We start from the raw sequence: 24,864 nt of genomic DNA, 5'->3' as shown, positions 1-24,864 counted from the left end.
ATGAAAAAATGGAGTATAAGAATCATTGGAACGATTGCTGCGCTGTTGGCACTGCTCGTATTTGCATTCATGATCTGGGCGCAGTTCGATTATGATGCATCTCCCCAAGCGATATCTTACGTGGAGACAGCTACACCACGTGAAGTGACATTTGGAAAAAAGACGAGTGACGTTGGATTCATCTTTTATCAAGGGGCAAAAGTTGATGCAGCGGCCTACAGTTATTACGGCAAGCAACTAGCGAAAGACGGGCACTTCGTCGTCATCCCAAAGCTACCGTTTCGGATTGCGTTGCTTGACTCAAGCGAAGGACTCGATATCATCGAGGATTATCCCCAAGTCAAAAAATGGTATCTGATCGGGCATTCGCTCGGTGGAAGCGCAGCTTCGACGATCGTCGAACAACATCCGAAAATTAAGGGGATCGTTTTCCTCGCGTCCTATCCGATTGATTCGATTGATGTGCCCTCGTTGACGATTTATGGTGGACGAGATGGTGTCTTACCAGTCGCTGATATCGAAAAAAGTAAACAGGACGTTCGAAAAGATGCGGTATTCCATGAAATCAAGCAAGGGAACCATGCGAACTTTGGTATGTACGGTCGACAAAAAGGGGATAACAGCAGCCCATTAACGCCAAAAGAACAACAGGACGAGTCGTTAGATGAAATCAAACGATTTATCGATACACCTTAATCAATTCTCTTAGTGAATAAACGACTCATCAATCAAATGAAAAGGATGGAGAGATTCTGGCACTGGGTCCGGAATCTCACCATCCTTATTTCTACTGAGTTATCGATTCAACTCAAGCGATGAGCGACTTCGTCGAGCGTTGGCAAAGCAGCCATCGCTCCTTTGACGGAAGCAGCAAGTCCGCCTGAAATCGCTGCGAATCGACCGATGTCGCGAAGTTCATCTTCAGACCAATCAAACGAAAAATCGCGTAACGCACACTGGTAGAGTAAACCGGACATGAAGGCATCTCCAGCTCCTGTCGTATCGATTGCGTCGACCGTAATCGCATCGATGACAGCCATCGCACGATCCGTATAGAGAATCGATCCTTCACTTCCTCGCGTGATGGCAAGAAGACGAATCGGATATTCAGCTAACAATTCAGCAGCCCCGTCATCAAGATTCGTTTGTCCAGTTAGAAACGTCAATTCTTCCTCAGCAAGTTTGACGATTTGTGCATCCGGTAGGACAGACCGGATCGTCGTCCGCGCTTCGTCAAGATTCGGCCATAACGACTCTCGTAAGTTCGGATCGTAAGAGACTGGTACTTGGTGCGCTTTTGCACGTGCGATGGCTTTTCGTGTCGCGTTGACGGATTCTCCAGTAATCAAAGAGATCGAACCGATGTGTAATAAATCGACGGACGTGAAATCCTCCGGTACATGTGTTTCGTGGAATTGCATATCAGCGCGCTCCGCGTTGATGAACTCGAACGACCGCTCTCCATCCTGACCGTTTGTAACGAGCACAAGTCCTGTTTTTTGCGTCGAATCGTGGACGAGATGATCGGTACGAACACCATAATGATGTAACGTATCTTTCAAGAAGTGTCCCATCGAATCATCACCGACAGCTCCAAGAAAATAACTATCAGCGCCTAATCGAGCGAGTCCGACAGAGACATTGGCAGGAGCACCTCCAGGATTTTTTTGAAACGTCATGTTTTCAGCATCAAGAGGAATCAAATCAATCAATGCTTCCCCTAAACTAAAGATTTTCATACGTAGAACTCCTTTCAAGATCCGGACGAATCCGTTCGATGTGTAAAGCCATATAGCCGATTTCTGATTCAGGTACACGTGTATCGAGTTCGACAGTCAACCAATTGCCCATTTGACTCGCACAGGCATAAGCCTCAGCATAACGTGTTTTGACGGCAGATAAAATCACATCATCCATGTCGTGTAAGGTTTCTCCTTGTTCAATCCGGGCGAGGACCAATTTCATGTGCGTAAAGAAACGATAATACGTCATCGATGAGGTCTCGATCGTTTGTCCAAAAAAGACTTCGATCTGTTCACGTAGTTCATTGAGTAACGTAACCGTCTGCAAAGCAGTCGCCATATTCGGATGCGTTTGGCGTGCATTGTATAAGTGAAGCGCGATGTTCGCAGCTTCTTCTTTCGGTAGCGTGACCTGTAAGGCACGCTCGATCTCAAGAACTGCCCATTCTCCAATCGCATACTCCGGTCCATACAAAAGGCGAATCTCTTCTGCCAATCGATTATGCACGACGAGTTGTTCACGTGCTAATCGTACGGCATGAGCAAGGTGGTCCGTCAGACTGACGTGAATATAGTCATGAAACGGCGTTTGGAGCTCACCTTCTGCATGTGAGATGATGCGTTCCGATAAATCAATGATCTCAAGTGGTGTCGTTGTCAGAATCTCTTTGAACTGTTCTGCATTTTCAAATGAAGGGATGAACATTTTTTCGATCTTCGTCGCTTGAATCGGATCTTTTTTCTTTTTTCCAAAAGCAATGCCTGGTCCCATGACGATGCGTTCCTGTCCATTTTCTTTGACGACAACAGCGTTGTTATTGAGGATCTTATGAATAATCAGCCTGACGTCCTCCTTTCCGATCTTTTCTTTTATTATAAAGCGAACTTCAGCGCTTTGCGAACCGACAAATGCGACCACCGAGCCCGAGGACTCGGTTTGGTCGCATGAAGGATTAAGCAGCAACGTCCGTTTCTTTTTGTTTCCGTGCATCGAGACGCATTAAGACGACAGTCGAGATGAAAGCAGTGACGACTGCAATGGCGAACCCGACGAGATAGTTGATCAAGTTTGACGCACCGAGTGGCGCGACGATCGCAATCATCGGAATTCCAGTTAATCCATAAGCGTTCGCAGCGACTTGTGTCAAGACGACATAACCGCCACCGATCGCACCACCAATGGCACCACCGATGAATGGTTTTCCAAGACGTAAGTTGACACCGTAGATGACGGGTTCTGTGATTCCGAGAAATGCTGAGAACGCAGACGGTAGGGCGAGTGCTTTGAGTTTAACGTTCTTCGTCAAGAAGTAAACGGCAAGTCCGGCACCACCTTGAGCGACATTCGCCATCGACCAAATCGGTAAGAGGAAGTTCTTTCCGATACTCTTATCTGCAAGTAATCCTGCTTCAATAGCATGGAAACTATGGTGCATCCCTGTGATGACGATTGTCGAATAAAGTCCACCGAAGAGAAGACCGGCGACGACTGAGAACTGTTCATAGAAGAAGACGAGTACGAATGAAATGCCTTTTCCGAGTAACGTTCCGATCGGACCAATGACGATCAATGCCAGGAATCCAGTGACGAGAACCGTAACGAACGGTGTCACGAGTAAGTCAAGCGTTTCGGGTGTCCGTTTCCGGACTTGTTGTTCAATCTTTGCCATGACCCAAACGGTTAAGAGAACCGGGAAGACCGTTCCTTGATAACCGATCAACTCGATGTTCATTCCGAGGAACTTCATGACTTCCGGATCGCTATTACCAAGCGTCCAAGGGTTTAAGAGGGACGGGTGTGTCATGATCCCCCCGATGACGGCACCGAGGTACGGGTTCGCACCGAATTCACGGGCTGCCGAGAAACCGATCAGGATCGGTAAGATGATGAAGGCAGAAGACGAGAACATATCCAGTAGTTGGACGATCGGTGAATCACCGTCAACCCAACCGAAGGCCTTGATCATACCGAGTAATCCCATCAAGAGACCGGCTGCGACGATTGCCGGAATGAGTGGAACGAAGACGTTCGAGAGCGAGCGGGCAAGACGGGCGAACGGATTTAATTTTTGCGATGCAGCCTTTTTAACGTCGAGTGGTTCTTCTCCATCGACCTTTACACCGGCAAGTGGTGCAAACGCAGCAAATACTTTGTTGACGGTACCGGTTCCAAAGATGATTTGGTATTGACCAGAACTTGAGAAGGCGCCGCTGACACCATCTAAGTCTTCAAGTGCTGCTTGATCGACCTTTGATTCATCATGCAAGACAAGACGTAAACGCGTCGCGCAGTGAGCAGCAGTGATGATGTTCTCGCGTCCACCGACGAGTTCGAGCACACGTTTAGCAGTTTGTTGATAATCCATCGGAAAAGTCCTCCTTTTTCATGAAACGTGCTGAATGAGACAAAAAAAGGCAAGACCGAACAACACCTCTCCTAACGAGGTGTCATTTCGGTCTTGCCAGCCGTACTGTCACAATCCGCACTATTGATTTGATTTCATCTTAAAGGAGAAAAGAAAGCGTTGTCAATACTTAATGTTCATTTTTTTGAATCTGAATATCGACCTCAACACCGTAGTGATCGGAAACGACGGGACCGTGAATCCCATCGAATACGACCCCGACGCGTTCGACGTCAATTTTCCGATTCGATAAGACGAGATCGATCCGCAATCCTTGTTGATTGTCTTCCCATCCATCGATGTTGCCATTGATCGTCTCAATTCCGACCGTTTCCTTAGCTAGTAGGAAGACGTCGTGTAATCCTCGTTGCATCATATAGTCATAACCTGTATTTCGTTCTAAAGCATCGTTGTTGAAATCACCGAGGAAGAATGTCCATTCGAGTGGATCCATCCGGGCCATCAAATGATTGAATTGTTCCTGGAACGGTTCGACTTCATCTGCCCACCAGCCAAGATGGCATGTATTGAACGTAATCGGTGTACCGTCGACTTGGATCGTCGCACGGACGATTTTTCGCGATTTCCAATCGAATGTATCTTGACTGCGGCTGACATAATAACTGTCCGATTTTAAGATTGGGTGTTTCGTCAAAAGAGCGAGTCCTTCTTCATACTTATCATAGCCGATATGAGCAAAATCCCAGACGAGGGAGTAGGTTTGACCTTGTTCTTTTAACGCTTGCTGGATCAAATAGGCAAAGTTATCGTTGCGAACATCATCATAGACGATGGGTGTATCCATCAATTGACTCACTTCTTGCAGTGCGATGACATCATAATCTTGAGCGAGAATTTGTTGAACGATCTGGTTTAATTTTTCGAGTGGCTGTTCTTCCTGCCACGAATGACAATTTAGTGTGAGTAGACGCATGAGTGGTCCTCCTGATTTTTTAAATAAGAAAGGTGAAACTCTTATAAAAGAGCTTCACCTTTAGGTAGTTCCCTAATCTCGCAGGTTTATGCGCCGATCCGGTCTTGGATATCTGATTTTAAGATATCGGCTTTTGGACCGTAGATGGCTTGCACGCCATTGTTCTTAAGGATCAGACCAAGTGCACCGTTTGCTTTCCAGTCTGCTTCTTTTGCAACAAGCGCTGGATCTTTGACAGTGACACGAAGACGCGTCATGCAGGCATCGACGTCCTCGATGTTTTGCTGTCCACCAAGCAAATCGATGATTTGTGAAGCTTGCGAACCGTCGGCAGGAGCTGATGTCGCAGCAGCCTCACCTGAAGCTTCAGTTGTAGATACGTTGATATCGTCCAGATAGTTCCCGTTACGACCTGGTGTCGCATAGTTGAACTTCTTGATGACGAAACGGAACGTGAAGAAGTTCAAGAAGAAGAAGAACACACAGACACCGATGAAACGAATTAAATCACCAATTAATCCAGCTTTTGCAATCAATGGAATCCGCGTCAAGAGTTCGATCGCACCGAATGCGTGAATCCGAAGATGCATGACATCTGCTAGTGCGAAAGCAACACCTGTTAGTACAGCATAGATGACGTAAAGAACAGGAGCGATGAACATGAACATGAATTCGATTGGCTCCGTGACACCTGTCAAGAAGACCGCAAGTCCAGCAGATAAGAAGACAGGTTTGTATGCTTTCTTCTTATCTTCATCAACTGACATGTACATTGCGACAGCGATACCGATCAATGAAGCAAGTGATGTGACGACTTGTCCTTCTTTAAAACGAGCAGGAACGACACTGTTGATTAAGTCATTGTATCCTTGTGTGTTACCGGCTTGTTTTAAATTAACGAGGTCAGTGATCCAAGCTAACCAAAGCGGATCTTGACCAGCAACCGTCGATCCTTGAGCAGCACCTGTCAGGATTTTGTACGTTCCACCGAGTTCCGTGTAGTTCATCGGGACAGTCAACATGTGATGAAGACCGAACGGAAGTAATAGACGCTCGAGTGTACCGTATACGAACGGTGCAATGATCGGTGCAGAATCACGTGAAGAGGCAATCCAGCGACCGAAGTCATTCAATAAGCCTTGAACGAACGGCCAAACGAGTGATAAGGCGAATGCTGCAACGACTGATCCACCAATGACGACGAATGGTACAAAACGTTTTCCGTTGAAGAATGCAAGCGCATCTGGCAATTTACTGAAGTTATAAAATTTATTAAAGAGAACGGCACCAAGGAAACCAGAGATGATTCCGACGAATACTCCCATGTTGAGAGCAGGTGCCCCTAAAACTGAAGTGAAATAATCTTTTACGATGAGCTCAGAACCAAGCAATGAATCGACCGTTGCTTTTGGGTCCGCGATCATGTCAGCGTTGACACCGAAGATAGCTCCTGTGACACGGTTGATCAAAATGAAGGCGAGTAACGCTGCGAACGCACCACCAGCACGTTCTTTTGCCCATGACCCACCAATCGCGACGGCGAATAAGACATGAAGGTTCGTAATGATGGCCCAACCTAAATCTTCAACGATTCGAGCAATCGTTTGCATTAACGCGATATCGCCTCCATACATGCCGATCAGTTTCCCGACCGAAATCATGATTCCTGCAGCAGGCATAACCGCGATGACGACCATCAAGGCTTTACCGAGTTTTTGCCAAAAATCGAACGAAATAGCATTTTTCAAGATCATTCACTCCTTTTGTATCTCTTTTTCTCTAATATGTGTGTAAGAACAGTGCAATAATGTAAGCGATTAATGCAACCGTTTGCATATAAAATTGTAAGCGATAACTTTTTAAAAAGCTAGTGTTTTACAAGAAAAATATTTGAAATTTTATTTTGATTAGAAATTGATAGTTCGGAAAGGTATTCAGATTTTAAAAAAGTGGGAATAAGACTACAGTGAACGTTGTTTAGTTTTAAAAGAAGAAAGGATGTTTGAAGCGGATGAAAGAAGGGATTCAACCGATCGGACAGTACGGACAGCGGATTCGTACATTACGAGAACGTCATCAGTTAGATCAAAATACATTAGCAGAGTTAACTGAGACGACACCTGAGATGATCCAGCGTATTGAAAGTAGCATTGCCCATCCCTCATTTTCAATGATTGAGCGACTGGCCCGTGTCTTACATGTCCCTTCGGATCACTTAATTCGGCATATCTGGCCACCTGAGGTCATCCGTCAGCATGATAGCCCGTCCTTGATCGACCTTCCATCTAGTTGATGAGCATCAAAAAAGAGGAACAAGGGGATTTCCCCTTGTTCCTCTTTTAGTCGTCTTAACGATTATCGATCGTTTCAGGATAGAGATCGTGATTGAATAGACGGTGCTCTGCCATTTGTTCGTATTTTGTACCAGGCTTCCCGTAATTGTAGTATGGATCAATCGAGATTCCACCGCGTGGCGTGAATTTCCCCCATACTTCAAGGTAGCGAGGTTCCATCAATTTCACGAGATCTTTTCCGATGACGTTGATGCAGTTCTCATGAAAATCACCATGGTTACGGAAGCTGAATAAGTACAACTTCAGTGATTTTGATTCGACGAGTTTTTCGTCTGGGATGTACGAGATGTAAATCGTCGCGAAGTCCGGTTGATTCGTGATCGGACAAAGACTCGTGAACTCTGGTGCGTTGAATTTCACGAAGTAATCATTTTCTGGGTGACGATTCGGGAATGCTTCGAGAACTTCAGGTTGGTATTCAAAAATATATGGTACGGCTTTTTGGCCGAGTAACGATAAGTCGTTTAAATCTTCAGGTCGCATGAATCATTTCTCCTTAGACGCCACGATCGTTCGCGAAAACGAGGGCATGTAGTTGTGGTAGGACGCGCGCATGATTGAAGCGTTCATCACGGGCGACGCGTTCCCAAAGTGTTTTTAAATCGTGTAGCATGCGTGGAGCGATCGTTCCTTCTTCGTGCGGATCAGGATTACCGAGCGATAGATAAAGCGTCTTTAGCGCATATCGTTCTGAAATCATCGCCGCGAAGTCGAGGTCTTCCTCATTAAAGATGACGATTTTAACGGCACGCTGTTGTTCCGGTAGACGTTTAAAAAAGACATCCAAGCGATCGAAATCAATCTTCATCCCACTTGAAGGTGGTTTAGGGCTAAGTGTGACATCATCGATATCAAGCAACCAATTTTGCCAGTAGGAGCCTTGTGTCTCGACGGACATCGTGATGTTTCGTTCTTTTAGTGCCGCAACCAGTGTGCCGATTGATGCATGAAGTAACGGGTTCCCACCAGAAATCGTGACATGTCCGTAAGAGCCGAGTGCATCAAGACGTTCTATGATCGTCTCTGCCGTCAAGAGTTCAGGTTTTTCAGAACCATCCCATGTGAAGGCGGAGTCACACCACGAACAGGAGTAGTCGCAACCGCCGGTCCGGACGAACATCGTCTTTTGACCAATCGATCGTCCTTCTCCTTGAAATGTTGGTCCGAAAATCTCGAGAACCGGAATTTTTGGTGTTTTCGTTAAGGCACTCATGCTTCGTTCATCCACTCACGACGGACTTCAGCAAAAGCAGTCGGTGTCTCATAGAGCTTGACGAATTCGACACGAAGTCCACGCTCATCCGGAAGGTGTTGTCCGAGCGTCTCGAAAATCCAAGCCGCCATGTTTTCAGCTGTCGTATTCATGTATGGTAACGATTCATTCAGGTAGCGGTGATCCAACAGTGGTTCGAGATGTGTTTTGAAGATTTTTTTGAGATCACCAAAATCGAGTGTCATACCGCGGTGATCCAAAAAACCACTGATCCCCATATCGACATGGTACGTATGACCGTGAAGGGCACGGCATTTTCCATCATAATCATATAGGTGGTGTGCTGCGTCGAACGTCAGTTTTTTAACGATCATGACGCGGGATTTCGTATAGATAAGCGAGTCGCCAGTCGGGCGCTCGACCGTTTCAGGTGCTTCGTAATTGAATGTCATGTGTGTTGAACCTCCTTGATGTATGCATCTAATCCATTTTTCCGTAATTCACAGGCTGGGCATTCGCCACAACCATCTCCAATGACGCCGTTGTAACACGTCAACGTGCGATTTCGAACGAAATCAAACGCACCGAGCGAATCGGCAAGCGCCCACGTCTCTTTTTTGTCGAGCCACATGAGTGGCGTGTGAAGTACGAATGGATAGTCCATCGCAAGGTTCAATGTCACGTTGAGTGACTTGATGAAGGCATCACGGCAGTCAGGGTAACCGGAAAAGTCCGTTTCACATACGCCAGTGACGATATGACGGATTCCGCGTCCTTTCGCAAGGACGGCTGCGAACGAAAGAAACAGGTGATTTCGTCCATCTACAAAAGTAGAAGGAAGACCATCTTCATTCGTCGTGATGGTTTGGCTGTGGTCAGTCAAAGCGTTACTCGTCAGTTGACTGAGAAGAGAGAGATCAAGCTCATGGTGTTTGACACCAAGCTCAGAGGCGATGTCGCGTGCGACTTCGAGTTCTTGTGCATGACGTTGTCCGTAATTAAACGTCACGACTTCGACTTCTTCGTATTGTTTCAGTGCCTGAAACAAACAAGTCGTTGAGTCTTGGCCGCCACTAAAGACGACAAGAGCACGTTCGTTTTTCATAATGTACACTTCCATTCCTAGTTTTTGTAACGGAGGAGGTTACGAACTCCGGAGACGTAGTCTCAACTATTCACACTAGCAGAAGCCATTGAAAAAGTCGACGTTTTCTGATGAAGACAAAAAAAGAGATGCGTATCGTCGATCGGACGGTACGCATCTCTTGCAAGAAGATTAAAGTGGATAGTGATAGTAGCGTTCTTTGACGAGTAGATCTCGAATGTTCGAATCTTCCGAGATGACTTTCATCAGACCACCTGTTTGTGAAGCATGCGCTTCGAGTGCTTTGATCTTTTGATCCGTATAGGCACTGACATCATGAATGAACGTTCCTTCCCCGAGCTCTTCTTTCGTATTGTTCGCGAAAGCGACCGCAAGAAACTCTGGGCGATCAGCAGGATCCATCATCCGAAGGGCACGAACGACGGCGCGAGCTGTCGCTTCATGATCGGGATGGACCGCGTAACCCGGATAGAACGAAATCAAACGAGTTGGTCGTGTCTGTTGAATCAAGGCAAGAATACGGTCAGCAAGTGCTGCTTCATCCTCGAATTCAACGGTCTTATCACGAAGTCCCCACATTTGGAGATCCGAAATCTTCATTTTTGCAGCAGCATCAATCAACTCGCGTTTACGAATCGTTGCGAGCTGTTCACGGTTCGTAAAGACAGGACGTCCCATGTTACGTCCCATCTCACCAAGTGTCAGACAAGCGTACGTGACAGGACCACGGTTTTCAGCGTGTTCGATGATCGTACCGGCAGAACTGAAAGCTTCGTCATCCGGGTGAGGGAAGACGACGAGTAAATGATCTTCGTGTGTCATGCGTCTACCTCCTCTGCACCTTGAGCGAATGGTGTCGGGCTAAGTTCAAAAGCAATCGCAAGACGTCCTTCGATATCGTGACCGGCAATCAACAATTGTTCCCCAGCAAATTCGAAGTCAGTCAATCCTTCACCGTATAACCAGCCGTGGGCAAGTTTCAAACCGATCCGGTAAGGTCCGTTTCCTGTGATCAGACCACGTTCGTAAGTGATTTCCGCATTACGGAAAAACATCCCTGCGCTATGGAAAGTTGGATCTTGGTGCGTCGCGTAAGCACCGTTCGTCGTCTCGACGTGTACATATAACGGTGTATTCGCATGTTCGTCGATATAACGCTGTATTTCTTGTACATCAATGGCTTGCATAAACTTTTCTCCTCTCCTATACAGAAAGAAGTCCGCGGATATCGCGGACTTCTTAAGCGGATCAAGACTGGACTGTACGATGTGCAGCGTGATCAGTTGGTCCGACGTATTCATTCAAACGGAATGAATGACGAATCGCGGAAGTGATGAAAGATTTTGCTGTACGGACAGCAGCTTCTACTGATGCACCTTTTGCGAGTTCGGCCGTGATTGCTGCAGAGTACGTGCAGCCAGCACCGTGCGTGTACGGTGTCTCGATTCGTTCGTCCTCAATCAGGATAAACTCTTTTCCGTCATAAAGCACGTCAACTGCTTGTGGATGGTCAATCTTGCTGCCACCTTTGACAAGAACGTATTGCGCACCTTTTTCATGAATCCGCGCTGCTGCAAGTTTCATCTCGTCGATCGTTGCTGGTGTTTTACCAAGACCCGACAGTTGTCCGGCTTCGAAGACGTTCGGTGTGACGACCGTCGCAAGTGGTGTCAAGACATCACGAAGTGCGTTTGCTGTATCAGGGTTCAGCACTTCGTCTTCGCCTTTACAGACCATGACAGGATCGATCACGACGTTTTGAACGCCGGATGATTTGATTTTCTCAGCAACGGCTTCAATGATTTCGACAGTCGGGAGCATACCCGTCTTCATCGCATCAACACCAATACCTCCAAGGACCGTGTGGATTTGTGTCCGGACGAGTTCTGTGTCGATTGGGTAAACCGCATGGTGCCAAGAGTGATCAGGGTCTTGGGCGACGATGACCGTCAAAGCATTCATTCCATAGACACCAAGTTCTTGGAATGTTTTCAAATCAGCTTGAATACCAGCTCCACCGCTCGTGTCGGAACCAGCAATCGTTAAGGCTTTACGTTTTGTCATGGGGCATTCCTCCTAAAGAAATAGACAATCCTTCTTGTTCTTCATCATAGCGAATTATGGGAAAAACAACAACTATCGACGCTTCTGACGTACACAAAACCCCACCTGTTTTGAGTAGGCGGGGCAAGTACTTATTTAATGAATAAGAAGTCGAGAATATAGTAAATCAAGGCAGCGAAAGCCATCGAAATTGGCAATGTGATGACCCATGTAATGAGCATGCGCTGTGCTGTTCCCCACTTTACACCTTTCTTACGGTGTGATGTACCTACACCCAAGATGGCAGAAGAGATGACGTGTGTCGTCGAAACCGGAAGATGAATCGCTGTCGCTCCAAAGATGATCGCTGCTGATGTTAAGTCAGCTGCAACCCCGTTGACCGGACGGATTTTCATGATTTGACCACCGACGGTCTTGATGATCCGCCATCCACCTACAGATGTTCCGAGACCCATTGCGATCGCACATGAGAGTTTAACCCAAGTCGCAACTTCGTGATCTGTTTGATAACCAGATGAGATCAAAGCAAGCGTGATGATCCCCATCGCTTTTTGTGCGTCGTTCGTACCGTGTGTATACGACTGCAAAGCAGCGGTTGCAATTTGAACATGACGGAAGCGACGATTCGTCTTCGCCAAGTTTCCTTTTTTGAAGATGACTTTAAAGATTGCATAAACGATGAAACCGAGTGTGAATGCGAGCACTGGTGAAATGAGCAAGGCTTGAACGATTTTCAAGAAGCCTTTTGCTTCGATTCCTCCGAATCCGACAGAGGCAACAGCAGCACCAGCAATCGAACCGATCAGTGTATGCGAAGAACTTGACGGAATACCGAAGTACCAAGTCAAAAGGTTCCAGGCAATGGCTGAAATCAAGGCAGCGATAACGACGTAGCTACCATGTTCAAGTGTTGACGGGTCAACGATGTCACCAGAGATCGTTTTTGCGACTCCAGTGAACGTGATTGCACCTAGGAAGTTCATCGATGCAGCCAAGATGATGGCATGACGTGGTTTCAACGCACGAGTCGACACCGAAGTCGCGATCGAGTTCGCTGTATCGTGGAAACCGTTGATGAAGTCGAAGCTAAGTGCGAGAATCACGATTATGGCGGTGATGATAAACAGGCTATCCATCTCGTTAGCTCCTCACTTAAGCGTTTTTCATGATGATCGTTTCAATGACGTTAGCTGCATCTTGGCAGTAGTCCGCGATTGATTCGAGCGATTCATAGATTTCTTTATATTGGATGATTTTAATTGGATCTGTTTCTGTTGCGAACAATGCTTTGATCGATTTACGGCGTAGGTTATCACAAATCGTCTCTTGTTCTTTGATTTTGATGACGTGTTCACGCATCGGTTGCAATTTACGTGCAACAAGAAGATCCATTGACATCGCGAGTTCTGTGACAGCGATGTTGATTTCATCGACGAACTTTATCATGTGCTCGTCTGCTTGAACGATATTGTAGATTTCGAAGATCGCTGAACATTCTTCAAAACCGTCTAAGACGTCATCAAGTGCGTTAGCAAGTGCGAGTAAGTCTTCACGGTCGATCGGCGTGATGAACGCATTGTTCAAGTCGATGATCAACTGGTGCATCAAATCGTCCCCAGCTGTTTCGAAGTCTTTTACTTTATGTGCAAATTCTTTTACATCCGCGATGCCGTTGATTTTAAAGTCAACGAAGAATTGCGAAGTCGTTTTTAAGTGTCCTGCGATTTCGGATAATTTCACTGCGAATGGATCTTGTTTTTTACTAAACATTTCTTCTGCCTCCATATTAAGAACAAGAATAGAATAGTGAAGTAACTTCACGAGTTCGATTGTAGCAGACGGTATTGTAAAAGAATACATTTATGAAGCGTCTTTACGAAATCTTAATAAATCTTAATACGGAAGTGATTGTAGATTTAATAAATTGTCTGACAATGGTAAAAGTGAAGTGTACTTGATTGAAATGAGTTGGATTACGTTGTGATTGCAAGAGATTGTCTTGTGATTGTAAGAATAAAAGCGCATCAGAAGTGGGAAAAGAGGATATGGCGCATGAAAATCGAATGATATGATTAAGTCTGCGTAATTAGGTAAAAGAGGAGGATTTTATTATGCTCGTACAAAGTTTATGTATTCCGAAGCATCAATGTGTCACGATTTCCGAGACAGCGACGATTCGTGAAGCACTCGACACACTTGAAAAAACCGGATACCGCTGTGTCCCGGTCCTTGACCAATCAGGACAGGACTTTAAAGGGAACATCTATAAGATGCACATCTATCGGCATGGGATGAATGGTGGCAGCTTAGACGACAACGTCATGTCGCTGATTAAGAATACATCCAAATACATCTATACAGGAAGTAATTTCTTTGAAGTCTTCTTCTCAATCAAGGAATTACCGTATATCGCGGTCTTAAATGATGACGGTCATTTCTTCGGTATCCTGCCACACGGAAAAATGCTTGGAATGCTTGAAGAAGCATGGAACCGTGATTCTGGAAGTTACGTCCTGACAGTAGCCCTAAGTGAACAAAAAGGGGCACTTGAGAAGATCTCGAAGATCGTCAACAAATATTCAACGGTCGCGAGTCTGATGACACTCGATGCGAAGAGTAGCGTCATGCGTCGTGTATTGATTACATTACCGACGGATTGTGACGAGAAGACAAAGAAAAAAATCGTTAAGAAACTTGACGATAAGGGACTTCGAGTCGTTGCTGTCGAAGATTTAGCCGTTCGTGTATAATGGACCCGCACAAGACCAGTTCATGACTGGTCTTTTTTTGAGGGAAAGGAAGGATAGATGATGAAACTATTAATAGTAGGAGCCGGTGCGATGAGTGAGGCACTCGTTCAAGGATGGGTCGCTTCTGGATTTGCACGAGAAGATATCACGATGACGAATCGGAGTGGCGGGATACGCTTGACAGAAGTCGCAGCGCGACACGGCGTTCAAACGGTCGAGCAGGAGGACGTCTCCTTATACGATCTCGTCATGCTGGGCATGCAACCCGATGGTGTACTCGACTATGTAGCGAATCAACAATGGACGAATCAGACGATCGTTTCGATTGCTGCACATATTACACCATATGAAATCGAACAGTTGGCAAAACGTCCGACAGTTGCTGCCATGCCAAATACCCCAGTCGCACACCGTTTAGGAATGACTGGACTATGGTTCGGCTCACGCGTGAATGAAGAGATCCGAAGTGTAGTCGAGGCATTATTTGGACGTGTCGGAGAAATTGCGGAAGCAAATGAATCGACGATGCCTGCATTCATGGCGGCAGCTGGATGTAGTCCTGCTTTCTTCTATGAAGTCGTAGCTGGTATGGTGCCGGTTTTGACGGATGCTGGTTTTGAAGAAGGAAATGCACGTCGAATCGTTGCTCAAGCGATGAAAGGTTCAGCTGAAATTCTCATGCGCTCCGACGCAAGTACGGATCGTCTGATTGCCGATGTTGCGGCACCTGGTGGACCGACGGATCGTGGCGTCCAAGTGCTACGAGAGCGTCACTTATTCGATACGATGCAAGCGGCACTACGAGAGAGTTCACGCGAAGCAGACGAATAATGGATTCAAAAGAGGCTGACTCAAAAAGAATGACGCGTCTTTTCACGTCCTTATCTTTGTAGAGACTGACATTTGAGTCAGTCTTTTTTTTTCGTTCACGAAAGTTTCACGTGAAACATAAACAAAGCGATTGCATCTTCAAATAAGAATTCGTACACTGTAAAAAGAAACCGTCCAGACGGTACAGTAAATATGAGGGAAGGGGGAGACTATTGGCCAGTGCAAAAGCGCAAGAGACTCGTCGTCGGATTCTTGAAGCCACGACGACGATCATTTTGCAACAAGGATTCACCCAATTGACGCTTGAAGAAGTAGCGAAACAAGCAAATGTCTCAAAAGGTGGACTATTGTATCATTTCGCTTCGAAGGAAGCTTTATTAATGGGGGTCATCGAGGCACAAGAAGCACGACAATTTGAACTATATGAACAGCATCAGTTGACGATGGGACCGATGGAAGCGTTCGTGACGTTGCAAATCCAGCAACAAGAGGAGTTCCATCTCGACATGGATGCGCTTCTTTACTTGTTGTCCTTATTAAAGGATCATGCGACGTTCGTCGAGGAACGAAAGCGACAAGCGGAGCAGTTCTTTCGCCAACTGACAGAACAGATGGATCCGGTTGAAGTATTGTCGATTCGCTTTACATTAGACGGTTTGAAATTGTCGGAGCATTTTCAGTTCGGTGCACCGTCTCCAAATGTGCGACAACGATTAATTCAGCAATTAATAGAACGTGCACGACGACTAGATAAACAAATTGAAGAGTGAGGGAGAACCATACGATGAAAAAGATCATCCAATTTTCGGTGAACAATAAGTTTGCCCTCTGGCTCATGACGATCATCATCACGGTTGCTGGTATTTATGCGGGAACATCGATGAAGCTCGAGACATTGCCAGACATCACGACACCGACCGTGTCGGTGACGACGATTTATCCAGGTGCTACACCAGAACAAGTTCTAGATGAAGTCAGTCGAGAACTTGAAAGTAAGGTCGAAAATTTATCAGGAGTCGATACTGTACGCTCGACGTCCTTCCAAAATGCATCGAACCTACAAATCGACTATAACTTCAGTACGGATATGGAAGAAGCCGAGCAAAAAGTAAAAGAAGCTCTTTCAAACGTCGAATTACCGGAAGGTGTTCAGGAACCACAAGTATCACGGATTTCCTTTGATGCATTCCCGGTCATCGGTTTTGCCGTTTCGGATAAGGAGCGTTCCCTGTCTGAGTTGACGAAACTCGTTGAAAACGAACTTCAACCGAAGCTTGAAGGAATCGAAGGGGCGCAGACGGTTCAAGTCGCGGGTCAAGAGATTCGCCGGATCGAAATTCGCTTCGATGAGAAAAAACTCGAACGTTACGGTTTAACCGAAGAGAATGCGAAACAATTGATTCAAGCTAATGATTCCCGTTTAGCGCTTGGCTTATACGAGTTGGGGGATAAGGAACAAGCAGTCGTATTAGATGGAAAAGCAACGACGGTCAAGGAATTAAAAGATCTTCGTCTTCCCTATACACCGCCAGCATCGAATACTCCTGAAGCAGGACAAGCAGGACAAGCAGGACAAGCAGGACAAGCAGGACAAGCAGGACAAGCAGGACAAGCAGGACAAGCAGGACAAGCTCCATCGTCAGCCCCTGCGGCATCCCAAACGACACCAGCGACAGGCGCAACGTCCGGTCAGGCAACACAGACGGCGCCAACGCAAGTACCAACTGTTACGTTGTCGCAAGTTGCGACGATTGAGGATAAAGGGATCGAGGAATCGATCTCGCGTTCGAATGGTGAACGATCGATTGGGGTTCAAGTAACGAAGTCGCAAGATGCGAATACAGTCGATGTCGTCAATGCAGTCAAGCAGACGATCAAAGACTTTGAAAAAGAAAACGGTTCGGTCAAGGCATCTGTGACACTTGATCAAGGAAAACCAATTGAGGAATCTGTTTCGACGATGATCAGTAAAGCATTGATTGGTGCGTTATTTGCGATCGTCATCATCTTGCTGTTCTTACGAAACATTAAATCAACGATCATCGCTGTTATTTCGATTCCGTTATCCCTTCTGATGGCAATTCTTGTCTTGAAGCAGATGGATATTTCCTTGAACATCATGACACTCGGAGCGATGACAGTCGCGATTGGTCGAGTCGTTGATGATTCCATCGTCGTCATCGAAAATATTTATCGCCGTTTGACGGATCCGACGGAAAAGTTAAAAGGAAAAGAATTGATCATCAGTGCAACACGAGAGGTATTCATTCCAATCGCTTCGTCGACAGTCGTTACGATCGCGGTCTTCTTACCACTCGGGTTCGTTACGGGATTCGTTGGTGAGCTCTTCTTACCATTCGCTTTGACAGTCGTCTTTGCACTGTTCGCGTCCTTGATCGTTGCGGTTACGGTCGTTCCGATGTTCGCTGATTCGCTCTTTAAGCGTGGTAAAGCACCAAAACCGGAAAAAGAAGAGGGCGGAAAGTTGGCGAATGGATATCGTCGTATGCTGAATTGGTCTCTCAACCATAAACTCATCGTCTTTGGTCTTTCAGTCTTGCTATTGATCGGTAGTTTTGCTCTCGTACCAACGATTGGTGTCAACTTCTTGAATCAAGAAGGAGAAAAGACACTCTACGTCACGTACAATCCAAAACCTGGTCAAACGCTGGATGATTCGTTAAAAGCAGCTGATCAAGCAGAAGATTATTTCAACAAACAAAAAAATATCGATAATCTTCAATTTACCGTCGGTGGAGAAAATCCATTGAATCCAGGGAATACGAAACAAGGGGTCTTCATCGTCCAATACGATCCAGACACGGAAGATTTTGCAGATGTTAAACAGACAGCCATCAAACAGCTGAATGCTGACATTCCGACAGGAGAATGGAAAGAGCAAGACTTTAGTGGTGGCGCAGATTCGTCAGGCGTCTCGTACTCTATCTTTGCGAATAATATTGAAGATTTAGAAGCAGTAACACCGAAATTCGTCGATGCTATCGAAGGTGAGTCGAAGTATGTTCGAAAAGTAACGACAGATTTAAAAGAAGCGTATACGCAATATACGTTCGAAGTCGATCAGCAAAAAGCGGCTGAATTCGGCGTTTCAACAGCACAACTTGCGCAGGGCATTGCTAATGTCCAAGGAGAAGAAAAACCACTTTCTACTATTAAGGTAGATGGGAAGGAACTCGATGTCATCGTTCCAAACGAACAAACGACATACGATTCCGTTCAAGATTTGGAAGAGACGGATGTCGTGACACCGCTTGGCGTGCGCAAACTGTCCGATTTTGTTGAAGTGAAGAAAGGAACGACTCCTGATTCGCTCAACGAACGTGATGGAAAACTCGTCGCTACCGTTACAGCAGAACTAAAAACGGATAAAGCAACCGAGGCTTCTCAAGCGATTGAAAAGTCCGTCAAAAACATTGATCGTCCGACAGGCGTCTCGTATGAGCAAGGCGGAGTCACGGAGCAGATCCAAGAGTCGTTCACACAACTTGGTCTAGCAATGGCAGCAGCTGTAGCGATCGTCTATCTTGTCCTCGTCATTACGTTTGGAGGAGCATTGACACCACTCGTCATCTTGTTCTCACTTCCATTCGCCATCATCGGTGGACTGGTTGCCCTGTTGATTACAGGAGAGACGATTTCTGTGTCATCCTTGATTGGTGCGTTGATGTTGATCGGAATCGTCGTGACGAATGCGATCGTCTTAATCGACCGTGTCATTCATAAAGAAGCGGAAGGTTTATCGACGCGTGAAGCACTACTCGATGCAGCAGGTACACGTTTGCGTCCGATCTTGATGACGGCACTTGCGACGATTGGTGCACTTGCACCACTTGCGCTTGGACTCGAAGGTGGCGCATTGATTTCAAAAGGGTTAGGTGTGACGGTCATCGGTGGACTGACAAGTTCGACGTTGTTGACACTCCTCATCGTGCCAATTGTCTATGAATTCTTAGCACGTTTCCGTAAAAAGAAGTCAATTGATTCTTGAAAAAACGATTAAATGACTCAAACTGACAGGTATGTAGAAATGGCTATCCTAAGCCGTTCTACAGCCTGTTTTTTTATTTCGTTACAAAAGTATTACGAAAAAGAATTAGCGTTAAAGAACTGTAACATGATGAAAATCTGGAACATGATAGGATAAATACAGAAATTATCTGACAATTCAGACGTAAAAAACATTCATACATAAGAGGAGAATGAATCGATGAAAGCTGTCACTCGTGTTTTGTTAACCTTAACGTTACTCATCAGTAGTTGGACACTCGTCCCAGCATCAACGCAAGCTGCAACAAGTAAAAAAGTAGTGGTGTCAGTGGATGTGCTAAATATTCGTGCAAAAGCTGCTGTATCGAGTAAACGAGTCGGGCAATTGAAACTTGGACAAGCTGTAACCGTCGTAGGTCAGGTCAAAGAATGGTATCAAATCCGTCATCAAGGAAAATCAGCATATATCGCTTCTACATACACGAAAGCATATAACGCTAAAGCGACGAAAGGTCTTAGTAAAACAGGATCAACGATTGTTTCGGTAGCAGAAGGTCTCAAAGGACGTCCTTATGTTTTTGGTGCGACAGGTCCTGTTAGCTTTGATTGCTCTGGATTTACACGCTACGTTTATCAAGCACTAGGAAAATCACTCCCACGTACGGCAGCGGCTCAATACTCAGCAACAAAACGTACGGCACCAGGCGCTGGTGATCTCGTCTTCTTTACACATGGAAGTGGGATTCAACACGTTGGAATCGCTGTCGATGGTGGTACGATGATCAATGCGAACTCGTATTATGGAAGAGTCGTCAAAGAATCGTTCCGTGGTGGCTACTGGGGATCACGGTATGTAGCGGCAGGAACTCTTTAAACAAAACGAAGCGACGAATTCAAATCGATGAACTCGTCGCTTTTTTATATGGATTCAAGTGTGAGGAAGAACAGTCGTTCCAGCAATGAATGTCGAGGGTACTTCGATTTGTGGACGAGCAACGAGATCTTCGCGGACGGTTAATTGAAAAGCATGTCGCCCGATCGTGGCATAAGGGATCGCGATCGTCGTCATCGCTAAGACTTCAGCGAGTTCACTTCCATCAAAACCAATGACAGACAGGTCTCCAGGAACCTGATAGCCTTGTTTTCGGAGTTCTAAGATGAGACCAGCTGCCACGTGATCACTTGCGGTCAAGATAGCGGTCGGTCGTTGTTTTTGTTGCATCCAGCGTCTTGCGACGGTCGCACCGTCTTCAATCGTCAAGGTCTGTTCATAGACGAATTCGTCACGTACGACCTCTTGATACGCATGTTTACGCGCCAAGCTATTCGTACTGTCCGGTCGTCCGAGACAGATGCCGATGCTCGTATGTCCCTGTTGTCGTAGATGTGCAAGTCCTTGTTGAAAGGCCGTATAGTGATCGATATAGACGGCAGCGACATCTTCATGATGTTCACAAAAGACGATCGGACCATATTGTTCATACGATAAAATCGCTGATAAGGGAAGACTGTGCGACACGACGATGAGTGCGTCGATTTCCTGTTGCGCCAGCGCATCCAGTGCCAGTTGCTCATGCGTTTCCACATAATTCGTTTGCCACGTCAAGAACCGATAGCTCGCGTCAAAGGCGGCTTGCGCGATGCCTTGAAGAATGGCAGCGTGATATGGATGATCAACGAACGGAAGCATGACTCCGACCGTTTTTGTCATACCCGTCGATAGATGGACAGCAGTCTGATTACGGATATATCCGAGTTTTTCGATAGCTTCTCGAACAGCTTGTCGCTTCTCGTTCGCAACGTAAGGATGATCATTTAGTACACGTGAGACTGTCGTAACGGACACGTTGGCTTCACGTGCCAAGTCTCGGATGTTCGTCATCGCGCATCCCTCCTGGATTACATCTTACGAGATAATCGTCGTTCAAGTCGGCGCCAATCCTGTCGAGAGACGGGAGCCGAGAATGGAGCTGTCTGCTCAGCCAATTCATTGATTTTTGAGAGTAGTCTTATTTTTTCTTGAGGAGACAAATCAGGGTATTGATCGACCAACGTGTGCTGACACAAATAATAGCCTGCTGGTGTATGCAATTGTTCGATGGCCCACTCAAAAGCAACATTTCGTTTAAACAGTTGTGTTAACCGTGTATGAATCGACATGATGATTACCTCCTTTTTAGTGTATATCAAGACGATAGGCTATGAAACGCGTTTCACGGCAAGAACTATTTTTGAGCAGTGGATCGATTGGAAAAATTCAGCAAGAATTGACCAGTTAGACAAAGAAGTCTATGATTGTGACGATACAACACAAAGAGGGGCGAACGTAAAATGGAATCGACAGACTCGAAGCTGGCATTAAAAATGCTCGTTGTTCTATCTCGGACGATGCATGCGGTGACGGAGCAAGTGAAGGCAGACATCAAAACACATCAGTTGAATTTATCGGAATTCGGAGTTCTTGAATTGCTGTACCACAAAGGGGACACGCCTCTACAACAAATTGGCGATAAGATTCTATTAACGAGCGGAAGTGTGACGTATGTCGTGGATAAACTTGAAAAGCGTGGGTTGATTGCGCGAAAATCATGTGCGACGGATCGTCGTGTCACGTTTGGGACATTAACGGAAGCTGGACGCGAACTAATGGAAGAGACATTCCCGAAACATGAAGCCTTTTTAGCAGACTTATTTAACGATTTGTCGGTTTCTGAAAAGGAACAGTTGATTGATCAGTTGAAACGAATCGGTTTACGAGCCGAACATTATACGCCGCTCGAAAATGTGTAAGAATTAGCACTCATAAGATCAAGAAAGCTCAGGTCACGGACTTGAGCTTTTTTTTATTCGTTTGGAAGTCAAACTAATTGACAAACGAAAAGGTGGTTGGTATGTTTAGTTACAGAATTTACTTTAAATAAAAGGGAGAAATAATAATGACTAAATTACTTTATGTAACTGTTAACCCGAAAGCTACAGAACACTCTTTCAGCCTTCAAGTCGGTGAAGCATTCCTCGAAAGCTACAAAGCAGCGAATCCTTCAGCTGAAGTAGAAGTTCTTGATCTATATAACGAAACAGTCCAAGAAATCGATACAGATGTTCTAAGCGCATGGGGCAAATTCGCAACAGGCGAAGAGTTAACAGAAGTGGAGATTGCAAAAGTCGGTACGATGACAAAACATCTCGAGCAATACATGGAAGCAGATGAGTATGTCTTCGTCACACCAATGTGGAACTTCTCTTTCCCAGCGCGTCTCAAAATGTACATCGACAGCGTTCTTCTTGCAGGTAAAACATTCGCTTATACTGCAGAAGGTCCAAAAGGCTTGATGGAAGGCAAAAAAGCACTCCACATCCAAGCAACAGGTGGCGTCTACACAGGATCTGGTCTCAACTTCGGTGATGACTACCTCCGTCAAGCGCTTGCTTTCACTGGTGTAACAGACTACGATGCACTCTTCATTGAAGGTATGGCAATGAACCCAGAAAAAGCAGAAGAAATCAAAGAAGCAGCAATCGCTAAAGCGAAAGAACTCGGTCGTTCATTCTCAACTGTCAACGCATAAGATAAGCGTCAAAAAGGCTCCCGCCGTGTCGGGAGCCTTGAGACTGCAGACAAAGCGTAATTTTTCTCTTAACGAGAAAGATTGCGCTTTTTTGTTCATCTCGCATCGTTTTCCTGGGACAAGCATCGCGCCGCTTCACTTCGTTGCAGGGTCGCTCTTGCTTGTTTTCCCTAGGAAGCGATGTCGAGTGAACAAAACGATTCTCTGATTATCCTTTTTTCCAGAGATAAAAAGAATGACACGTCATACGCCACTCCTACAGGAAAAGCGCGATTTTGCGCTGTCAGAGACAAACAAGACCCTTTTTTCTGCTTGAATGAAGCGGAAAAACTGGCTTGTGTCTCGCCTGAGGAAAGGGCGTGAAAGGACGCGTCATTTTTTAAGTCAGCCCTTTTTGTGTGCACTCAAGAGAGCGTTGATTTTTTGCGAAGTACAAGCGTTACGAAGAACAACAAGTCTTTAAGTTTCTCAAAACCACGAGGATGCGTCGAGATGCGATACAGCCACTCTAGCTTCAGTCGACGAAATAATTTAGGCGCACGTTTACTGTGTCCTGACCAAACGTCGAACGCACCACCGACACCGATGAAGATGCCATGATCGACGTGATCATAGACGGAAGCGATCCATTCTTCTTGTTTCGGTGCACCGAGTGCGACGAGAACAAGATCAGCGTCTGCTTCTGTAATGGCTTGCGTTGCTTCTTCTGTTTTTCCAAAACCATGAAACGTTCCTACGAAGTGGATATTCGGAAACCGAATCGATAACTGACGAATCAACGATTTCATGACTTCCGGACGTCCACCGAGTAAAAAGACACGCTTCTCGAGTGCGTCTGCCGTCCGCAATAGTTCACGTGCGGTCTCGATTCCTGGCAATGTCGCAGTGAGTGGTGCGCCCATCCGTTTACTGGCAGCCGTCACACCGATTCCGTCTGGTGTAATGAACGTCGCCCGTCGTAAGATGGCATCGTAAGAAGGTTCGCGCAATGCACGCAACACGAGCTCTGGGTTCGCCGTGACAAGAAAGGCTTTTCCACGTTCGTGTAAGATTGTTTTAATATGGGTATACCATTGCGAAGGTGTCGCATCGACGAATGGTAGTCCGAATACTTGTTTTGTCTGAATCATAGTTTTCCACCTCATCATCCATCATAGCAGAATCAAGACGGACGAACAGCGACTTGAGACTGAAAAAGGAGCGGATTCACGTGCATCCATCTTGGCAAACCGTGTTAAAAGAAGAAAAGGAAAAACCCTATTTTCAAGAACTGTGGGCTTTTTTGAAGGAAGCCTATCAAACGACGACCGTCTATCCTCCGAAAGAGCGGATCTTTCATGCGTTCGATGCGGTCGCTCCAGAAGATGTCCGGTGCGTCATCTTAGGGCAAGATCCCTACCATGGTTCACGTCAGGCGAATGGACTCAGCTTTTCCGTGCATGACGGAGTGCCGATCCCTCCATCCCTTCGAAACATGTATAAGGAACTCGTCTCGGATATCGGTTGTCCGACTCCGACATCCGGTAATCTCGAAGCATGGTCACGACAAGGAGTCTTCTTACTCAATACGTCGCTTACGGTTGAAGAAGGGAAAGCGGGATCCCATGCTAAAAAAGGTTGGGCACCGTTTACGGATCGGGTCATCGAAGTATTAGGAACGCAGACACAACCAATCGTATTCATCCTCTGGGGAAATCATGCGAAGAGTAAAAAAACGCTGATCGATACGGATCGTCATCTTGTTCTTGAAGCTGTCCATCCGAGTCCCTTGTCCGCAAGTCGTGGATTTTTCGGTAGTAAACCGTATTCGCAAACGAATGCTTGGCTGAAAGAGCAGGGAAGAGAGCCGATCGACTGGTGTTTGTCGTAAATTAAAAGCGTGTGTCCCG

General features: G+C 46.0%; 27 protein-coding genes. 10 read left to right on the top strand and 17 right to left on the bottom strand.

Going from position 1 to position 24,864, the window contains the following annotated elements; genetic code table 11:
* A complete protein-coding gene (locus NOM72_RS13620; protein WP_023469733.1) occupies positions 1-696 on the top strand; it encodes an alpha/beta hydrolase in 696 nt (231 codons plus the stop codon).
* Positions 697-803: 107 nt separating this feature from the next.
* Here NOM72_RS13620 and NOM72_RS13615 read toward each other — a convergent pair whose 3' ends face one another.
* From NOM72_RS13615 to NOM72_RS13595, 5 genes are all read right to left on the bottom strand, one after another.
* Positions 804-1,739 carry a carbohydrate kinase family protein gene (locus NOM72_RS13615; protein WP_035395581.1) on the bottom strand — a complete coding sequence of 312 codons (936 nt, stop codon included), beginning with the start codon at positions 1,737-1,739 and terminating at the stop codon, positions 804-806.
* A complete protein-coding gene (locus NOM72_RS13610) occupies positions 1,726-2,568 on the bottom strand; it encodes a PRD domain-containing protein (RefSeq protein ID WP_231681717.1) in 843 nt (280 codons plus the stop codon). The genes NOM72_RS13615 and NOM72_RS13610 overlap by 14 nt, the downstream gene beginning before the upstream one ends.
* Positions 2,569-2,695: 127 nt before the next feature.
* Complete coding sequence (locus NOM72_RS13605) at positions 2,696-4,108, bottom strand: sucrose-specific PTS transporter subunit IIBC (protein ID WP_023469730.1); 1,413 nt, start codon at positions 4,106-4,108, stop codon at positions 2,696-2,698.
* A gap of 169 nt (positions 4,109-4,277) precedes the next feature.
* Positions 4,278-5,081, bottom strand: a complete 804-nt coding sequence (locus NOM72_RS13600) for an endonuclease/exonuclease/phosphatase family protein (protein ID WP_035395584.1) — start codon at positions 5,079-5,081, stop codon at positions 4,278-4,280.
* 86 nt (positions 5,082-5,167) lie between these two features.
* Positions 5,168-6,835, bottom strand: coding sequence for a PTS transporter subunit IIBC (locus NOM72_RS13595; protein ID WP_023469728.1), 1,668 nt, complete (start codon positions 6,833-6,835; stop codon positions 5,168-5,170).
* Positions 6,836-7,092: 257 nt separating this feature from the next.
* Between NOM72_RS13595 and NOM72_RS13590 the strand changes: the two genes are divergently transcribed.
* Positions 7,093-7,374 carry a helix-turn-helix domain-containing protein gene (locus NOM72_RS13590; protein WP_023469727.1) on the top strand — a complete coding sequence of 94 codons (282 nt, stop codon included), beginning with the start codon at positions 7,093-7,095 and terminating at the stop codon, positions 7,372-7,374.
* Between the two features lie 55 nt (positions 7,375-7,429).
* On the opposite strand, the gene queF is transcribed toward NOM72_RS13590, so the two are convergent.
* From queF to NOM72_RS13545, 9 genes are all read right to left on the bottom strand, one after another.
* Positions 7,430-7,918 carry a preQ(1) synthase gene (gene queF, locus NOM72_RS13585; protein WP_023469726.1) on the bottom strand — a complete coding sequence of 163 codons (489 nt, stop codon included), beginning with the start codon at positions 7,916-7,918 and terminating at the stop codon, positions 7,430-7,432.
* A 13-nt stretch (positions 7,919-7,931) separates the two neighbouring features.
* The gene (gene queE, locus NOM72_RS13580) at positions 7,932-8,648 is read right to left on the bottom strand and encodes a 7-carboxy-7-deazaguanine synthase QueE (protein ID WP_023469725.1); all 717 of its coding nucleotides are present in this window, start codon (positions 8,646-8,648) and stop codon (positions 7,932-7,934) included.
* On the bottom strand, positions 8,645-9,100 hold the full coding sequence (gene queD / locus NOM72_RS13575; RefSeq protein WP_023469724.1) for a 6-carboxytetrahydropterin synthase QueD: 456 nt from the start codon (positions 9,098-9,100) through the stop codon (positions 8,645-8,647). Before queD ends, queE begins: the two co-directional genes overlap by 4 nt.
* The gene (gene queC, locus NOM72_RS13570) at positions 9,097-9,753 is read right to left on the bottom strand and encodes a 7-cyano-7-deazaguanine synthase QueC (RefSeq protein ID WP_023469723.1); all 657 of its coding nucleotides are present in this window, start codon (positions 9,751-9,753) and stop codon (positions 9,097-9,099) included. The genes queD and queC overlap by 4 nt, the downstream gene beginning before the upstream one ends.
* A gap of 171 nt (positions 9,754-9,924) precedes the next feature.
* The gene (gene bshB2 / locus NOM72_RS13565; RefSeq protein WP_023469722.1) at positions 9,925-10,575 is read right to left on the bottom strand and encodes a bacillithiol biosynthesis deacetylase BshB2; all 651 of its coding nucleotides are present in this window, start codon (positions 10,573-10,575) and stop codon (positions 9,925-9,927) included.
* A complete protein-coding gene (locus NOM72_RS13560) occupies positions 10,572-10,940 on the bottom strand; it encodes a YojF family protein (protein WP_023469721.1) in 369 nt (122 codons plus the stop codon). Before NOM72_RS13560 ends, bshB2 begins: the two co-directional genes overlap by 4 nt.
* 61 nt (positions 10,941-11,001) lie before the next feature.
* A complete protein-coding gene (gene pdxK / locus NOM72_RS13555; RefSeq protein ID WP_023469720.1) occupies positions 11,002-11,817 on the bottom strand; it encodes a pyridoxine/pyridoxal/pyridoxamine kinase in 816 nt (271 codons plus the stop codon).
* Positions 11,818-11,948: 131 nt separating this feature from the next.
* A complete protein-coding gene (locus NOM72_RS13550) occupies positions 11,949-12,953 on the bottom strand; it encodes an inorganic phosphate transporter (protein WP_023469719.1) in 1,005 nt (334 codons plus the stop codon).
* A gap of 16 nt (positions 12,954-12,969) precedes the next feature.
* Positions 12,970-13,587 (bottom strand): DUF47 domain-containing protein, encoded by a 618-nt coding sequence (locus tag NOM72_RS13545; RefSeq protein ID WP_023469718.1) that lies wholly within the window; start codon positions 13,585-13,587, stop codon positions 12,970-12,972.
* 341 nt (positions 13,588-13,928) lie between these two features.
* Here NOM72_RS13545 and cbpA point away from each other — a divergent pair, with 341 nt between their 5' ends.
* From cbpA to NOM72_RS13520, 5 genes are all read left to right on the top strand, one after another.
* Complete coding sequence (gene cbpA, locus NOM72_RS13540) at positions 13,929-14,567, top strand: cyclic di-AMP binding protein CbpA (RefSeq protein WP_023469717.1); 639 nt, start codon at positions 13,929-13,931, stop codon at positions 14,565-14,567.
* A 57-nt stretch (positions 14,568-14,624) separates the two neighbouring features.
* Positions 14,625-15,398, top strand: a complete 774-nt coding sequence (locus NOM72_RS13535) for a pyrroline-5-carboxylate reductase family protein (RefSeq protein ID WP_241492582.1) — start codon at positions 14,625-14,627, stop codon at positions 15,396-15,398.
* Between the two features lie 212 nt (positions 15,399-15,610).
* On the top strand, positions 15,611-16,168 hold the full coding sequence (locus tag NOM72_RS13530; RefSeq protein ID WP_023469715.1) for a TetR/AcrR family transcriptional regulator: 558 nt from the start codon (positions 15,611-15,613) through the stop codon (positions 16,166-16,168).
* A gap of 14 nt (positions 16,169-16,182) precedes the next feature.
* The gene (locus tag NOM72_RS13525) at positions 16,183-19,407 is read left to right on the top strand and encodes an efflux RND transporter permease subunit (protein WP_255999336.1); all 3,225 of its coding nucleotides are present in this window, start codon (positions 16,183-16,185) and stop codon (positions 19,405-19,407) included.
* Between the two features lie 219 nt (positions 19,408-19,626).
* Positions 19,627-20,280: a C40 family peptidase gene (locus tag NOM72_RS13520; protein ID WP_050678422.1), complete on the top strand. Its 654-nt coding sequence runs from the start codon at positions 19,627-19,629 to the stop codon at positions 20,278-20,280.
* Between the two features lie 54 nt (positions 20,281-20,334).
* Here the strand turns inward: NOM72_RS13520 and NOM72_RS13515 are convergent, their stop codons facing one another.
* On the bottom strand, positions 20,335-21,288 hold the full coding sequence (locus NOM72_RS13515; protein WP_023469712.1) for a LacI family DNA-binding transcriptional regulator: 954 nt from the start codon (positions 21,286-21,288) through the stop codon (positions 20,335-20,337).
* Positions 21,289-21,305: 17 nt separating this feature from the next.
* Complete coding sequence (locus tag NOM72_RS13510) at positions 21,306-21,566, bottom strand: hypothetical protein (RefSeq protein WP_023469711.1); 261 nt, start codon at positions 21,564-21,566, stop codon at positions 21,306-21,308.
* Between the two features lie 171 nt (positions 21,567-21,737).
* On the opposite strand from NOM72_RS13510, the gene NOM72_RS13505 reads away from it, so the two are divergent.
* Both NOM72_RS13505 and NOM72_RS13500 read left to right on the top strand, forming a co-directional pair.
* Positions 21,738-22,196, top strand: a complete 459-nt coding sequence (locus NOM72_RS13505; protein ID WP_023469710.1) for a MarR family winged helix-turn-helix transcriptional regulator — start codon at positions 21,738-21,740, stop codon at positions 22,194-22,196.
* Between the two features lie 146 nt (positions 22,197-22,342).
* The gene (locus NOM72_RS13500; RefSeq protein ID WP_023469709.1) at positions 22,343-22,975 is read left to right on the top strand and encodes an NAD(P)H-dependent oxidoreductase; all 633 of its coding nucleotides are present in this window, start codon (positions 22,343-22,345) and stop codon (positions 22,973-22,975) included.
* Between the two features lie 404 nt (positions 22,976-23,379).
* Here NOM72_RS13500 and NOM72_RS13495 read toward each other — a convergent pair whose 3' ends face one another.
* Positions 23,380-24,105, bottom strand: a complete 726-nt coding sequence (locus NOM72_RS13495) for a WecB/TagA/CpsF family glycosyltransferase (protein WP_023469708.1) — start codon at positions 24,103-24,105, stop codon at positions 23,380-23,382.
* An 80-nt stretch (positions 24,106-24,185) separates the two neighbouring features.
* On the opposite strand from NOM72_RS13495, the gene ung reads away from it, so the two are divergent.
* Positions 24,186-24,845 (top strand): uracil-DNA glycosylase, encoded by a 660-nt coding sequence (gene ung / locus NOM72_RS13490; RefSeq protein WP_023469707.1) that lies wholly within the window; start codon positions 24,186-24,188, stop codon positions 24,843-24,845.
* The last annotated feature ends 19 nt before the right edge of the window (positions 24,846-24,864 follow it).

This window comes from Exiguobacterium sp. LL15 (assembly GCF_024436095.1).
GTDB classification, from domain to species: Bacteria; Bacillota; Bacilli; order Exiguobacteriales; family Exiguobacteriaceae; genus Exiguobacterium_A; species Exiguobacterium_A indicum.
Note: the sequence above shows the minus strand (reverse complement) of the source record. Positions and strands in the feature narration are given on the sequence as shown.